The 14,102-nt window shown below is 71.5% G+C and carries 12 protein-coding genes; 6 read left to right on the top strand and 6 right to left on the bottom strand.

Annotation, left to right across the window (positions count from 1 at the left end; all coding sequences use genetic code 11):
- Positions 1–138: 138 nt before the first annotated feature.
- The 4 genes from NQZ70_RS04105 to NQZ70_RS04090 all read right to left on the bottom strand — a co-directional run bounded on the left by NQZ70_RS04105 (position 139) and on the right by NQZ70_RS04090 (position 4,799).
- On the bottom strand, positions 139–744 hold the full coding sequence (locus NQZ70_RS04105; protein ID WP_165373778.1) for a hypothetical protein: 606 nt from the start codon (positions 742–744) through the stop codon (positions 139–141).
- 11 nt (positions 745–755) lie between these two features.
- Positions 756–2,303, bottom strand: coding sequence for a hypothetical protein (locus tag NQZ70_RS04100; RefSeq protein ID WP_129573043.1), 1,548 nt, complete (start codon positions 2,301–2,303; stop codon positions 756–758).
- Positions 2,300–3,553 carry a peptidoglycan-binding protein gene (locus tag NQZ70_RS04095; RefSeq protein WP_165373777.1) on the bottom strand — a complete coding sequence of 418 codons (1,254 nt, stop codon included), beginning with the start codon at positions 3,551–3,553 and terminating at the stop codon, positions 2,300–2,302. Before NQZ70_RS04095 ends, NQZ70_RS04100 begins: the two co-directional genes overlap by 4 nt.
- A 208-nt stretch (positions 3,554–3,761) precedes the next feature.
- Complete coding sequence (locus tag NQZ70_RS04090) at positions 3,762–4,799, bottom strand: hypothetical protein (protein WP_207217737.1); 1,038 nt, start codon at positions 4,797–4,799, stop codon at positions 3,762–3,764.
- A 220-nt stretch (positions 4,800–5,019) separates the two neighbouring features.
- On the opposite strand from NQZ70_RS04090, the gene NQZ70_RS04085 reads away from it, so the two are divergent.
- The 5 genes from NQZ70_RS04085 to NQZ70_RS04065 all read left to right on the top strand — a co-directional run bounded on the left by NQZ70_RS04085 (position 5,020) and on the right by NQZ70_RS04065 (position 10,314).
- Positions 5,020–5,565: an RNA polymerase sigma factor gene (locus NQZ70_RS04085; protein WP_129573041.1), complete on the top strand. Its 546-nt coding sequence runs from the start codon at positions 5,020–5,022 to the stop codon at positions 5,563–5,565.
- Positions 5,565–6,332 (top strand): tol-pal system YbgF family protein, encoded by a 768-nt coding sequence (locus tag NQZ70_RS04080; RefSeq protein WP_129573040.1) that lies wholly within the window; start codon positions 5,565–5,567, stop codon positions 6,330–6,332. Before NQZ70_RS04085 ends, NQZ70_RS04080 begins: the two co-directional genes overlap by 1 nt.
- Positions 6,329–7,036 (top strand): hypothetical protein, encoded by a 708-nt coding sequence (locus NQZ70_RS04075; RefSeq protein ID WP_129573039.1) that lies wholly within the window; start codon positions 6,329–6,331, stop codon positions 7,034–7,036. Before NQZ70_RS04080 ends, NQZ70_RS04075 begins: the two co-directional genes overlap by 4 nt.
- 162 nt (positions 7,037–7,198) lie before the next feature.
- Positions 7,199–8,926, top strand: a complete 1,728-nt coding sequence (locus NQZ70_RS04070) for a DUF1592 domain-containing protein (RefSeq protein ID WP_129573038.1) — start codon at positions 7,199–7,201, stop codon at positions 8,924–8,926.
- Entirely contained in the window at positions 8,923–10,314 is a 1,392-nt protein-coding gene (locus NQZ70_RS04065) for a DUF1552 domain-containing protein (RefSeq protein WP_129573037.1), read from the top strand. The genes NQZ70_RS04070 and NQZ70_RS04065 overlap by 4 nt, the downstream gene beginning before the upstream one ends.
- Before the next feature lie 95 nt (positions 10,315–10,409).
- Here the strand turns inward: NQZ70_RS04065 and NQZ70_RS04060 are convergent, their stop codons facing one another.
- Positions 10,410–11,165: a sulfite exporter TauE/SafE family protein gene (locus tag NQZ70_RS04060; RefSeq protein WP_165373776.1), complete on the bottom strand. Its 756-nt coding sequence runs from the start codon at positions 11,163–11,165 to the stop codon at positions 10,410–10,412.
- Positions 11,166–11,299: 134 nt separating this feature from the next.
- Between NQZ70_RS04060 and sat the strand changes: the two genes are divergently transcribed.
- A complete protein-coding gene (sat, locus tag NQZ70_RS04055) occupies positions 11,300–13,096 on the top strand; it encodes a sulfate adenylyltransferase (protein ID WP_324293044.1) in 1,797 nt (598 codons plus the stop codon).
- Here the strand turns inward: sat and NQZ70_RS04050 are convergent.
- Entirely contained in the window at positions 13,084–14,052 is a 969-nt protein-coding gene (locus tag NQZ70_RS04050; protein WP_129573034.1) for a sulfotransferase domain-containing protein, read from the bottom strand. The genes sat and NQZ70_RS04050 overlap by 13 nt on opposite strands.
- Between the last annotated feature and the right edge of the window lie 50 nt (positions 14,053–14,102).

The raw sequence follows: 14,102 nt of genomic DNA, 5'->3' as shown, positions 1-14,102 counted from the left end.
CGGCATGAGCCGCCACGACGCTCGCGGCGCGGTCGGCGACCAGGCGTGGCGCGAGAAGCCGGGCGCGGAGCGCGCGCGGTGCTCAACGAGGTCCAGCCGCAGGCGGGAGCCTCCAGACGGGCTCGGCGAGCCTCCGGCTCACGGCAGACACCCCTGAGCGCACGCCTCCTCCTCGAGCTTCCGCGCCGCCTCGATGACCCGCTTCGCCTTCGGAATCTTGTCCCACTTCTTGTCGGGCAGCTCGACGGTGCACGTCACGTCGGGAAAGCCCGCCTTGATCACGATGTAGCCCGGCGCGCTCTCCCGCTCCTTCGGCGCGAGCCCGCAGAACCCGACGTCGAGCAGGAGCTTGTGAAAGGCCTCCAGGCTCTCGGGCTTTACCTGCCCATGCCCCACGACGTCCGGCCGGAACCCCGTGCTGCGCCGGCGCGTGGCCGCCCCGGAGGCCGCGATCGAGAACCGCTTACGCAGGGCCGAGGTGTGGACCTCCACGACCGGCGGCGGAGGCGGCGTCTCGCTCGCCGACGCGACGGCGGAGGCTGGCGCGCTGGACGCGGACGCCGACGCGGCGGCGGGGGCCGGCGCGCTGGACGCGGACGGCGGCGACGCCGCTGCCACGGCGGTGGACGCGGACGGCGGCGCCGCTGCCACGGCCGTGGACGCGGGCGCGCGCGGCGGCGCGGCTGGCTCCCCGGAGGAGCAGGCGGCCACGAGCGCCAAGATCGAGCAGAGACGGCCACGCATCGTCATTGCGCCTAGACTCCATAATAGACGAGGCCGCGGGCCTTCGCGTCGTGCCGCTGATCGGCCAGGCCGTCGCCGGTCGCGTGCACCCGCGGCCACAGGTAGGAGTGATGGCCCTCGAGGCCGCTCGCGACGAGGCCCTTCGCGTCTCTCGCCGTGAAGGTGACCACGACCTTGCTCGCGGGGGTCGCGAGATCGGCGACGAGCACCTTGGGGTCCTTGGTGCTCACGGACGCGCCGGCGCCGAGGGCGGAGTAGCTGCTGAAAATGGTCTTGAGGTCGAACTGCTTGAAGGTGTCGCGGATGTGGATCCACTGCAGCTTCACCTGGCTGATCTTCCCGCCGGCCAGGTGCGAGATCTCCACGCGGTACTCGCTCTCGTCGAACAGCCCGGCGTCGATGCGGTCGAGCACGTCGGGCCTGATCTCGAACGTGCCGCCGCCGTACGCGGCGCTGAGTTTGTGGAACACCTGGACGCGGTAGGGAGGCGGCGGATCGGCGACCTTGACCTGCTTCGTGGCCTTCGAGGCGGAGCCCAGGTAATTGGACAGGTCCTTCCCGCCGAGCGCCTTGCGCGCCGCCCACCCGTCGAGGGTGTCGCCCATGGCGTCCTCGTGGACCAGCGCCGCCCAGTTCTGCCCCGGGTTGGCGGCCTTCCACGCCTCGTAGAAGCTCTTCTTGTTCTTCAGGTGCGTGAAGAACGAGGTCGCGATCGAGATCGACGCGACCGCCGCGGGCGAGGCCTCCTCGTACCCGAGGATGCCGCGCACCTGGGGCGAGCTGCGGGCCATGACGCGCGCCCACATCGCCCACGTCGTGTTGTTGAGCGTCGAGCACTGGGCGAGGATGATCCACTCCGGCCCGCTGAACGCGCGGCCCGCCATGTCGTACTTGCCGGCCACGAAATAGGCGCTGAAGGGAATGTACGCCTCGCGCGGGTCGTCGGCGACGCCCGCGCTGGGGCGCGGGAGCGCCGCCGGGTACTCGGGGTTCATGTCGCCCCGGGCGAAGCCGCCGAGCCAGCCGTGAGAGCTCAGGTACAGCAGGCTGGCGCGGAAGAGGGTGCCCTTGGCGCCGGCCGCCGCGCCGCTGACGATCTGCTTCTTGGCGCCGTCGACCTCGACCACGGGATCGAGCACGAACTCGCTGAGGAACTTCGCGGAGAGCTCGGCGCCGGCGTGGCGCCCGACGAGCTTCTCGTAGCTCGTGCCCTTGAGCTCCGGGAAATCCACGGCCGCGCCGCCGCGGAAGCTCTGCCACAGGGCGTCCTGACCGAGCCCGTTGAGCCCGCCCGGGCAGATGCAGGCGATGCCCTTCGGATCCTTCGCGGCGAGGGAGCCGGCGCGCTTCAGCTTGTAGATGGGCAGGAAATCGTGCTTGGGGTCGACGAGGCGCCCGGGCTCGGCCGGGTCCTGGTCGAGCAGGTCGAGCAGGTTGCGCCAGCCCGTGGCGCCCCCCTTGGCGTCGAGGAGCTTGCCGAACGCCTCGCTGTCGACGGCCGAGGTGCCGTCGGCCATGGCGTAATAGAAGAAGCTGGGGGCCGCCTTGACGACGCTCATGCCGTCTCCTCCCGCAGGCTCTCTTGCATGGAGTCATCGCCTCCCTCGACGATCCGCCGGATCGCGTCGCGCGTCGGCCCGTCGAGCTCCCCCGAGCGCTCGAGGCCCTTCGCCGCCTGGAAGCGCAGGACCGCGCCGCGATCGCTGTCATCGTCGTGGGTGAAGCCGAAGTTGCGCAGGTGGCAAAGCATGGCCTCGTCCGAGGTCGGGTCGGCGTCGGTGACGAGGACGCGCAACGTGATCTCGTGATCGCTCCCCTCGGGCGTGTAGGTGACGCCGATCATCTGGCGGCCCTTGGGCACGGCGTTCTTGATCCAGCCCTTCGCGTCGGTCTTGCCATGAATCCGCGCCTGAGAGGGCAGGGTGAGGCGATACTCGACGTCGCCGGACGGGCGGTAGAGCTCGTCGTGGATCTGGAGCTCGAACGGCTGGAGCTCGACGCCGGGGCCACAGGGGCAGCGCTCGGCGATGCCGCGGTAGACCTGGCAGCGGAAGTGAGGGGTCTTGTCGTCCGGGAGCGGGGGCGCGTCCTTGCCGCGGAGGTTGCCCTTGCACGGCCCCACATCGCCCAGGCGGCACGGGAGGCCGCTCGGCCTGGTCGAGGGGCTGAAGAGGATGACGACCACGCGGCGGCTGGCGTCGTCGGCGACGCCCTGGGTGAAGGGGTTGTACTCGCCGCAGCCCATGAACTTGGAGCCGCCGACGTCGAGGACCTGCGCCGCGTCGATGGGCTCCGGGATCGAGCGCTGGAAATACGCCTTGAAGAGGGCTTTGCGGGTGTCAGGGCCGGCGTCGCCGTCGGGGCCGAGGCCGGAGCGCTCCTGAAAGCGCGCGATCGCGGCCCTGGTCTTGGGGCCGAGCACGCCGTCCTCGGCGAGGCGAGGGCTCCTGTCCTCGGGAGGCTGAACGGCGTTGAGCATCACCTGGATCGCGCTCGAGCCCCAGTGCTCGGCCCGATAACGCTCTTCCCATGGCTCCGGGTCATGGGTGAGCGCCGCGTAGGCCAGGCGGGCGCGCTGCTCGGAGAGCCCCTTGTTGTACGCCTCGTCGCCGACCGTGTCCGTGTGGCCGAAGATCGCCGCCTGTTTGCTGGGCTTGGCCTTGACCGTCGCGGCGATGGAGCCGAGAGAGTCCATCCCGCCGGGGCGAATGAACGTGCGATCGAAATCGAAGTGCGGGCCCGAGAGCTCACTGCACTCGATCTTCGGGCTGAAAATGAAGCGGTGGGCCTTCCCGGTCGAGATCGCCACGCCTTTTGCCTCGTCGCCCTCGGCCATGTCCCGCGCTCACCACCTCCGAAGCCGGCACTACATCGCGAGCGTCCCGCGGCTGTCAAGGCGCGCGCTCGGCGCGGCGCGGGCGCCCGCGCTTCGCCGGCCCGGATCGCCTGTTCCACCTCGGGGAGGATGCGGCGCGGGAGCCGTGGGCGAGGACGGAGGGCCCACCGGAGGCGCGGAGCTAAAGCACCCAGACCCCGACGCCCCGGAGCGACACCAGCGCGCCGATCGGCGGGGAACTGTACGCGACGCCCACGCCATCCACCGAGAAGTCGTTGCGCCGGAGCGGCAGCAGCGCGGCGGCGCCGACGTCGAAGCCGAGCGGACCTGAGAGGCGCGAGAGCGACAGCTCGAGCGGCACCGCCAGCCACGCCTTCTCCGCGACGTCGTTCCGCGTATAGCCGCTCGCCGCGACCTGGAGCCAGCCGGCGTGAATGCCGGAGCAGACATCGAAGCGCAGCGCTTCCGAGCCGGCGGCCGCGAAGCAGGCGCGCGCGGCGCCGCCGAGCAGCGTTTCGCGGAGCTCGCCCGGTCCGTGCCTCAGCGTCTGCGGGACGAGCCAGAGCGCGCCCATCGTCGCTCGCCATCGCGCGCCGCCGATGCCGACCTCCGCCGAGAGCGCCGGCGCGAAGGGGCGCACCACGCCGAACAGGCCGGTCGCGCCGGCCGCCAGCGTGAGCCGCGTCGCGCCGCCCTCCGGGCCCGGCGCCTCGCCTTCCCGCTCGCCGCCACCGGCCCCCGAGGGCACGCGCGGCGCGGGCGGCACCGCCGCCGAAGCCTGGGGCGACGGCGCTCCCGCGGCTGGCGCCGGCGCCCCGGCGGCAGCCGCCGGCGCTCCAGGGGCTGGCGCGGGCTCGCCGCCCACGTCGGCCTCGGGCGCTTGCAAGGGCGGCTCCCGCGCGTCGGAGTCGAGCAGCAGCGCGAGCGTCACCGCCGTCGCCTGCTCGAGCGCCGCGCAGCTGCCGCCGCGATCGCGCAGCTCGCGCGCGCCGCTCCCGCTCCGGATCGACGCGCGGAAGCCGTCGTCGCCGCGGGTGAAGCGGACGGCGTAGGCCCCGCTCGCACCCGTCTCCGGTCGCCCCCGGAGCTGCTCGACGCGCGCGATGAGGCGCGCCGCATCCGGACAGCTCTCGGCGCCGTCACCGCGCGTCACGCTCAGAAACGGCTCGGCGCGCGCCCTGGCGGTCCCCGCTGCGGCCAGCATCGCACAAAAACCCACGCAAAGAGCGCGAATCCTCCGCATCGGGACGACGCGAGCGTAGCCGCAGCGCGGAACACGCGCGATTTTTTGTGATCGGGTCGGGCCCGTCTCCCCACAAGGGGGCCGAGTGGTATCGTTTCCGCACCATTCTCCGCACCATTCTCCGCACGATTCCGCGCCCGAGCTCGCGGGTTCGGTTCGTTGCGCTCGCTGAGCAGGTCACCCGGACGCCACGGGCATGAGCACACCGGACCCCAGCTTTCGAGCCCTCTATGACGCGCACTTCAACTTCGTCTGGTGCTCGCTCAGGCGCCTCGGCGTGCGCGAGGCGGACGTGCTCGATCTGGCGCAGAAGGTGTTCTTGACCGCGCACCTCAAGCTCCCCGAGTTCGAGGGCCGCTCGCTCGTCACGACCTGGCTCTTCGCCATCTGCCAGCGGGTGGCGAGCGACTACCGGCGCTCCGCGCGGTTCCGGCGCGAGGTCACGACGGACGCCGCGGAGATGGACCTCTACCGCGGCGCGTCCGAGGAGCTCGCGCAGAGCGCGGAGTCGCGGCAGCGCGCGCAGGAGGCGGAAGCCCTCTTGAACAAGCTGCCAGAGCCGCAGCGCCTCGTGTTCGTCCTGTTCGAGCTCGAGGAGATGTCCGGCCAGGACATCGCAGATCTGCTGGGGATTTCGGTCGGCACCGTACGCTCGCGCCTGCGCCTGGCGCGCGAAGCGTTCTCGCGCGAGGTCAAGCGCCTCGCCCTCGCACAGGGCACGGGCCGAAAGGAGGCGGTGTGATGGGGGATCCGGAACGGTTGCTGAGCGCCAAGGGCGGCGCGGACCCGCTCGAGCGGGAGCTCCTGGGGAGCGTGCGCCACGTGGGCCCGCCCGAGGGCGCGAAGGAGCGCGCGTGGAGCGGCATCGCAAGCCAGCTCGCGGCGGCGGCGGCCGTGGGCGTCACGGCGGGCTCCGGCGCGGCGGCCGCCAAGAAGGCGGCCGCCGGTTCGCTCCTGTCGCCGGCGTTCGCGCTCAAGGCAGCGGCGGTGCTCGTGGGCGGCGGCCTGGCGCTCGGCGGAGGGTACTGGGCGCTCTCGTCGTCGGCCGAGCCGCCTGCGCCGCGCGGCGCGGCGGGCCCGGAGCGAGCGCCGGCGGTCGCGCCGGAAGCATCGGCGGTGGCGCCACGAGCGCCGGTCGCGACGGCGGCCGAGCCTGCGCCGCCTCCCGAACCGCGGCCGGAGGCTCAGATCGAGGGGGAACCGAGCCGGAGGCCGAGCGGACCGAAGCAGACCGAGACCGATCTGCTGCGCGCCGAGAGCGCGCTGCTCATGGAGGCGCGCGCCAAGCTGCGCTCCGGGGACGCGGCGGCGGCCGCGGCGACCCTCGAGCGCCTGCGCGCGCAGTTCCCGAACGGCGTCCTCCGCCAGGAGCGCGAGGTGCTCGCCATCGACGTGCTGGCCTCGCGCGGCCATCTGCAGGAAGCGAAGCGGCGCGCTCAGGCCTTCGTCAAGCAGTATCCCAATAGCCCCCACAGCGCGAAGCTCAAGCGATTCCTGGATCCGCCGTGAAGCGCTGGTCGGCCGCTCGCATCGCGGCGCTCGGCTGGCTCGCCGCCTCCGGGTGCGACGCGGAGATCACCTCGGTCGGCGCGTGGGCGCCGGCCGTCTCCGGACCTTCTTACATCGAGGCGGAGCTCGGAGAGCTGACCGGCGGCTTCACCGTGGGGGAAGACAGCCGCGCTTCCGGGGGCCGCTTCCTCTCGCCCCCCGACGGGATGAGCTCGGGCGACGCGCCTGGGCCCGCGCGCGCTCGCTACCGCTTCGACGTGCCGAGCGCGGCAGAATACGTGATCTGGGGGCGGATCTACGCGCCGAACGCGATCGACAACCGCTTCTGGTTCCAGGTGGACGGCGGAGCGTGGACCCTCTGGCGCATCAGCGTCGGCGAGATCTGGTTCTGGGACGATCTCCACGACGACACGCGCTACGGCGAGCCGCTCCGCTTCTCCCTCGCGGCCGGGGCTCACGAGCTCGTCCTCGCGAACGCCGCCGACGGCGTCCGGCTGGATCGGCTGTACTTCACGCCGGACGGCGACGAGCCCCCGGGCAACGACACGCCGTGCGATCCCCCGCATTCGATCGAGGTCGGCGGCGAATGCCTCCCGAGCTGCGGCGCCTTGCAGGGCACCGAATGCGGCGAGGCCCAGTGTGCAGGACGCGAATTGCTCGACGCCTACGACTGCGGGGTGTGCTGTCGCGTCGAAGGGCCGTGAGCCGAGCCGCTCCCCGGGGTCGGGTCGGAGCTCGTCGACCGAAGACACACCTCTTCGCACCCCATCGAGGCGTCTCCACGTCTCGATGACGAAAAAGGTGATCGCTCCCGCGCTGGACTGCCACCCACCCGGAGTCGCCAGCAGCCCCGAGCGGAGCCCTGAATGACTACGTTATCCATCGATAAATCCACGGTCCACGGAAGCGTGGGAGTGCTCGCCCTGGCGTTCGCGCTGTCGGCGTGCATCGGCAACCTGGGAGGCGTCGACGGCGCGCCGCCCGGGGACGGCGCGAGCGGCACGAGCGGCGGCGGCCCGGGGACGGTGAGCCCCGGTGAGGCGCTCGCGTGCGACGCGAACGTCGTCGATCCGGGGCCCTCGCCGATGCGCCTGCTCTCGCGGGAGCAGTACCTGAATACCGTGCGCGACCTCGTCGGCGACGTGCCCGGCCTCGAGGCGGCGCTCGGCCCCGCGAACGAGGCGTCGGCGTTCGGCCTCGTGCAGCCCGACGTGACGCAGGTCGAGCTCGAGCATTTCCAGGCCGCGGCGGACGTCATCGCCGCGGCGATCGCCTCCGACCCGGCGCGGCTCGACGATATCGCGCCTTGCGAGGCCGGCGCCGAGCCGCGCGCGTGCGCGCGCCAGATGGTCGTGCGCTTCGGCGCCCGCGCCTACCGCGCGCCGATCACGGACGCGGCGGACATCGATCGACACCTCGGGCTCTTCGGCGTCGGCGCGGAGACGAGCTACGCGCACGGGATCGAGATGCTCCTCCGCGGCATGCTGCAGTCGCCGCGCTTCCTGTACCGCGTCGAGATCGGCACCCCCGAGAAGGTGAGCGAGCGCGCCGTGAAGCTCTCTCCGCACGAGGTGGCCGCTCGCCTCTCCTACACGCTGTGGGGCACCGTGCCGGACGCCCGGCTGAACGAGGCCATCGAGGACGGCAGCCTGACCACCCGGGAGGGCGTCGCGGCGCAGGTCGGCTGGATGCTCGAGGACGAGCGCGGCAAGGAGCTCCTCCATCGCTTCCTCGGCAGCTGGACGCACCTGAACGGCCTGGTCGGCGTGGTGAAGGACGAGGGCGCCTTCCCCGAGTGGCAATCGCGGTCGTTCCGCGAGTCGCTGCGCGGGCAGGCCGACGCCTTCTTCGACCACGTGCTCCACGAGCAGGGCGGCGCCCTGCGCGCGCTCTTCACCTCGACGACGGTCTTCTACAACGAGGACCTGGGCGGGTATTACGGCGTCGCCGGCGGCGACGCCTTCCAGGCGCTCGAGCGCACGGACGGCACCGCGTCCGGCATCCTGACGCTCCCGGCGCTGCTCGCGGTCCAGGCGAAGCCCGCCGAGAGCTCGCCGATCTACCGGGGGAGGTTCGTGCGCGAGGCGCTGCTCTGTCAGCAGCTGCCGGCCCCGCCGGCCAACATCCCCAAGCCCCCCGAGGTCGACGCGAGCAGCTCGACCCGCGAGCGGCTGGCGCAGCACGAGGTGGACCCGAGCTGCTCCGGCTGCCACCAGCTGCTCGACCCGATCGGCTTCGGCTTCGAGCACTACGACGCGCTCGGCCGCTACCGCGAGCTCGACGGCGGCAAGCCGGTCGACGCGAGCGGCAAGGTGGTCGCCACCCGCGACATGAACGGCGATTTCGTGGGCGTGGCGGAGCTCGGCGAAATGCTCGCGGGCAGCGCCGAGGTGGAAGAGTGCGTGGCGCGCCAGTGGTTCCGCTTCGCGATCGCCCGCTTCGAGCAGGAGATGGATGGCTGCTCGATGGAGCGGTTGCTCGAGACCTTCAGGGCCGCCGGTCAGGATCTGAACGCGCTGCCCCGCGCCGTCGTGGAGACGGACGCTTTCCTCTACCGCCGTCCGATCGACGAGCACGCGAAGGAGATGCCATGAACCGCAAAGGCCCGATCGACCTCCGGACCCAGATCAGCCGCCGCAAGCTGCTCGGCGGGCTGGGCGCCCTGACCGTCGCGCTGACGAGCCCCATCTGGCGGAGCGCCACGGTGTTCGGACAGGACGCGAAGCAGCCGGGCGCAAAGCGCTTCATCGGCATCTTCTCGGCCAACGGCACGGTGCCGTCGGCGTTCTTCCCGCCGGGGGACGCGCACGAGGCGCCGCTGTCGCTCGGCCCGATCCTGGAGCCACTCGAGGCGCACAAGCAGAAGATGCTGGTGCTCAAGGGCGTGCACATGAATTCGACGGTCGAGGACGAGCTCGGCGTGCCGAGCGCGAACAAGCCCGGCGGCCCGCACATGAAGGGCCCCGGCGCGATGCTGACGGGCGGCTCGCTGCTCGCCGGCAGCTTCACCGGCGCGGGCGGCCCCGCCGGCTGGGCGGACCGGATCTCGGTGGATCAGCACATTGCCAATCGGATCGGCGGGAACAGCCAGTTCCCGTCGCTGGAGTTCGGCGTGCGCATCGAGGGGCAGGAGCCGCTCCGCGTCATCTCGTACCGCGGCGCGAACCAGCCGAACATCGCGGTCGACGACCCGTTCCAGATGTACGCGCGCATCTTCGCCAACGCGGACCTGTCCGATACGGAGCTCCAGCGGCTGATCGCCGAGCGCCAGAGCGTGCTGGATTTCCTCAAGGACGATATCGGCCGGCTGCAGGCGCGCGTCAGCGCCGAGGACAAGGCGCGGCTCGAGGCGCACCTCGGCGGGATTCGCAACATCGAGCAGCGGCTGCAGAGCTCGGGGGTCTCGTGCACGCCGCTCGCGATGCCGGAGAAGTTCGACACGCGCGCGATGGAGAGCTACCCGAAGGTCGGCCGGCTGCAGACCGATCTGATGCTGCTCGCGCACATCTGCGGCATGACCCGCGTGTCCACGTTCATGTGGGCCAACGCCGATAGCTGGCAATACTACCCCTGGATCGGCGTGAACGAGGAGCACCACGAGCTGTCCCACGCCGGCGACGACGACGCGGTCGCGAACGAGAAGCTCGTGAAGATCAACCGGTGGCACAGCGAGCAGGTGACGTACGTGCTGGACCAGCTGGCGCTCGCCAAGGAGGTGGACGGCAGCTCGATGCTCGATAACACGCTGCTCCTGTGGGGGAACGAGCTCGGCGCCGGCAATACGCATACGTACAGGGACATCCCGTGGGTGCTCGCGGGCGGCGCGGGCGGCTACTTCAAGATGGGGCGCTACCTGAAGTACGCGGACCTGCCGCACAACAACCTGCTCGTGTCGGTGTGCAATGCGATGGGGCTGGAGGACGTGACCACGTTCGGGATCCCCGGCGTGTGCACCGGGGCGCTGCCGGGGCTGGTGGCGTGAGCGGGGGTCGACGAGCGCAGCCCACCGCCAGACCGTGAGGTGATGGCAGGGCTCTGCGCAGCCGCGGCGGCGCCGCTCGGCGCTCGCGAGGGCCGCTATCCGTGGATGGCTCGTCCGAGCGTCAAGACGGACGCCGCGAGCATGAGGCCGGCGAACGCCCAACGCCGCACGACCGCGCTGATGCGACTGGATAGCCGGGCGCCGGCCAGGCTGCCGGCACACTCGCTGGCGCTCAGGCAAGCGGCGATCCGCCAATCGACCGGCGGGTGGGGGAGATGGCCGGCGAGACCAGCCATCGTGTTCATCGCGATGACGAGGATGGAGGTGCCCATCGCGGCGTGCACGGGGGTCCCCGTGAACACGACGAGCAGAGGAACGATGGCAAATCCGCCGCCGAGGCCGACCAGGCCGGTCAAGCAGCCGACCAGGGCCCCCCCTACCGCGAGCACGGCCAACGTCTGCCAGCCCGGCCGCCTTCTGCCCTGGTCCCGCGGAAGCGTGGGGCGGTTCCAGAGCATGGAAACGGACGCCACCACCGTGGCCATGAAGAAGATCACCTGAAGGACGCGCTCCGGGATCACGCCCGCGATGTGGCCGGAGAGGTAGGCTCCAGTCATCGAAGCGAGGCCGAAGGCGAGGGCGAACCGCCAGACGACGGCCTTCTCCATGGCGTACGGGACGACGGCGACGAGGCTCATCAGCAGGACGGCCACGAGCGAGGTGGCGACCGCGCGGTGGAGCGCGAGCCCGGCGATGCTGGTCAAGAGGAGCACGGTGAGGATCGACGGGCCAGCCCCGAGGATGGCCGATACGATCCCGATGACCATGCCGAGCGCAGCTATCAGGTACATCGTCATGGCGCTTCGCCGCGTCGTACCGACGCGTTCCGGGGACGAGCCGAGCGCGCCCGAGCGCGCGGAGCTCTCCCGCGCCGCCGGGAGGCAGGCGACGGCCGCCCGCGCGTCGGGCAGCGCGCCCATGCAGGATGGCATACTGCGTGCCCGAAGCCCTTACGCGCGCTGAACGCGTCGGGGAGAGGTACGAAATGGCGTCGGGCGAGGGCTTCGTTGTGTGGTTCACTGGGTTGTCGGGGTCCGGCAAGTCGACCTTGGCCGCCATGCTGGCTGCCGAGCTGCCGCGGCGGGGCGTGCATGTCGAGTCGCTCGATGGCGACGTCGTCCGCACGCACCTCTCGAAGGGACTCGGGTTCTCGCGAGAGGATCGCGACACGAACATCCGCCGGATCGGCTTCGTCGCGAGGCTCGTGGCGCGCTCCGGCGGGTGCGCGATCACCGCGGCGATCAGCCCCTACCGGGACATCCGCGACGAGCAGCGGCGCGCGATCGGGCGCTTCTGCGAGGTCTACTGCGAGTGCCCCATCGAGGTGCTCGAGCGCCGGGATGCCAAGGGGCTCTACGCGCGCGCACGCGCGGGCGAGATCAAGGGCTTCACCGGCATCGACGACCCGTACGAGCCGCCGCGCTCGCCCGAGGTGGTCGTCCACACCGATCGCGAGTCGCCCCGCGAGGGCGTCGCCCGGATCCTCGCGAAGCTCGAGGAGCTCGGGTATGTCCGTCCCGCGGCGCAGCCGGCCGAGCCGGCGCGGACAGGCCTCGTGCCCCCGCACGGCGGGGAGCTCGTCGACAGGTTCGTTCGCGGCGAGACAAGGCTACGCCTGCTCGAGCGCGCGGCCGGCTTACCCCGGGTGACGCTCGACGAGCGCGGGGCGAGCGATCTGGAGCTCATCGGCAATGGCGCCTATTCCCCGCTCAAGGGGTTCATGACGTCGCGGGATTACCTGCGCGTGGTCCACGAGCGGCGGCTGGAGAGCGGCCTCGTCTGGTCGATCCCGATCACGCTCGCGGTCCCGGGCGAGGACGCCGGCCGCCTCTCCCTCGGCAGCGAGGTGGCGCTGGCAGCGCCGGACGGGCGCGTCGTCGGTGTGCTCGAGCTCGTCGACCGCTGGACACCGGACAAGGATCTCGAGGCGCGCGGCGTCTACGGCACGACGGACGTCAGCCACCCGGGCGTCGCCTCCCTGCGGTCGTCGGGCGACGTGTACCTCGGCGGCGAGGTCTGGCTTGTCGATCGCCCCGTGGTGCCGCAGTTCCCGGAGCATCCCCGGGATCCGGCGGCGACGCGGGCGGCCTTCGAGGCGCGCGGCTGGCGGCGCGTCGTGGGGTTCCAGACGCGCAATCCGATCCACCGCGCGCACGAGCACATCACCAAGTGCGCGCTCGAGATCACGGACGGGCTCCTGCTGCACCCGCTCGTCGGCGCGACGAAGGCCGGCGACATCCCGGCGGACGTGCGGATGCGTTGCTACGAGCTCTTGCTGGAGAAGTACTACCCCGCGGACCGGGTCGTCCTCGCGCTGTATCCGGCCGCCATGCGCTACGCGGGGCCGCGCGAGGCCCTCTTCCACGCGCTCGTGCGCAAGAACTACGGCTGCTCCCATTTCATCGTCGGGCGCGACCACGCCGGCGTCGGGCACTTCTATGGGACGTACGACGCGCAGCGCGCGTTCGACGACTTCCTCCCGGGCGAGCTCGGCATCGAGCCGCTAAAATTCGAGGAGGCCTTCTGGTCCACGGTCGTCGGCGGGATGGCGACCGACAAGACCGCGCCGGGGGGACCGGAGACGCGCATCACGCTCTCGGGGACCCAGGTGCGCGAGCTCCTGCGCGCCGGGAAGCTGCCTCCACCCGAGTTCAGCCGCCCGGAGGTCGCGCAGATCCTCCTCTCGGCGACGCAGGAACGAGCGCACGATCAGGCGGCCTGAGGGTGCCCGCCGGCCGACGCGCCGGGGCGCTCCTCGCCGGTCTCCAGCCAGCGGGCGCAGTCGCCCCCCAGCTTCTCCAGCGCCAGCCGATCGAACCGCGCGCTCTGCGCTGGGGTGATCTCGGCGCGGTAGTCGCGGGCCGGCCCCTTGTGGAAGAACGCCTTGGGATCCCGCATGTGCGCGCCGGCGAACGGGGCCATCTGCTCGGCTCGCGCGCGCATGTAGCCGAACGAGCAGTGCTCCACGATCCGCTCCAACCGCAGCCCGGCCGGATCGACGTCGATGAACCCGGCGATGCGCACGATCTGACCGCGCAGATCCTCCTTGAGCCGCCGGTAGTGCACGAGGAGCACATTCGGCTCGTCCCGGAGCTTCCACCACGATCGCACGACGTCGAACAGGTCGCAGCAGCCGTACCCGTCGGTGTCCAGCCACCGGTCGAAGAACTCCTGCATGCTCTCCGGGATCACGAGGCGCGTCGGATCGCCGGACCACGCCGCGTGGATGCGGTTGATTGTATCCATGGTCTCGGCGGAGAACTGGCTCAAGTAGTTGTGGAAGCTGATGCCGAGATCCTTGCCGTTCCGGCCGACGAAGATGTAGCGGGCCTGCGCGGCGATGGGCACGGCGTCCGCGGGCAGGTGCGACTTCAGCACGCGCCGCTCGCCGGCCTCGCGCTGCGCCTTCAGCATCGCCAGCATCGCGGCGTGGTCGCCGAAGCTGGAGTCCAGCCAGGGGGAGGTGTCCGAGAGCGCCTCTTCCTGCTCTTCTCCGTTGTCGAGGATCTGCTGGATGATGCGCTGAGTCCATGTGGTCCCCGCCTTGAACGGGTCCGCCACGACGATGTCGCCGGAGATGAAGCCGCCCTGTGCCAGGAAGTCGTTCCAGACAAGGGAGCTGTTGAGGTAATCCCTGACGATCCGCGTCGGCGCGATCAACCTGTCGCTCGTGACCATGTGTCACCCTCCTTCATCGCCGCTGCGCGCAGGACGCCCGGACGACGGGC

This window comes from Sorangium sp. So ce836, assembly GCF_028553905.1.
In the GTDB taxonomy this organism is placed as follows: Bacteria; Myxococcota_A; Polyangia; order Polyangiales; family Polyangiaceae; genus Sorangium; species Sorangium cellulosum_D.
This window is presented reverse-complemented; position numbering and strand designations above follow the sequence as displayed.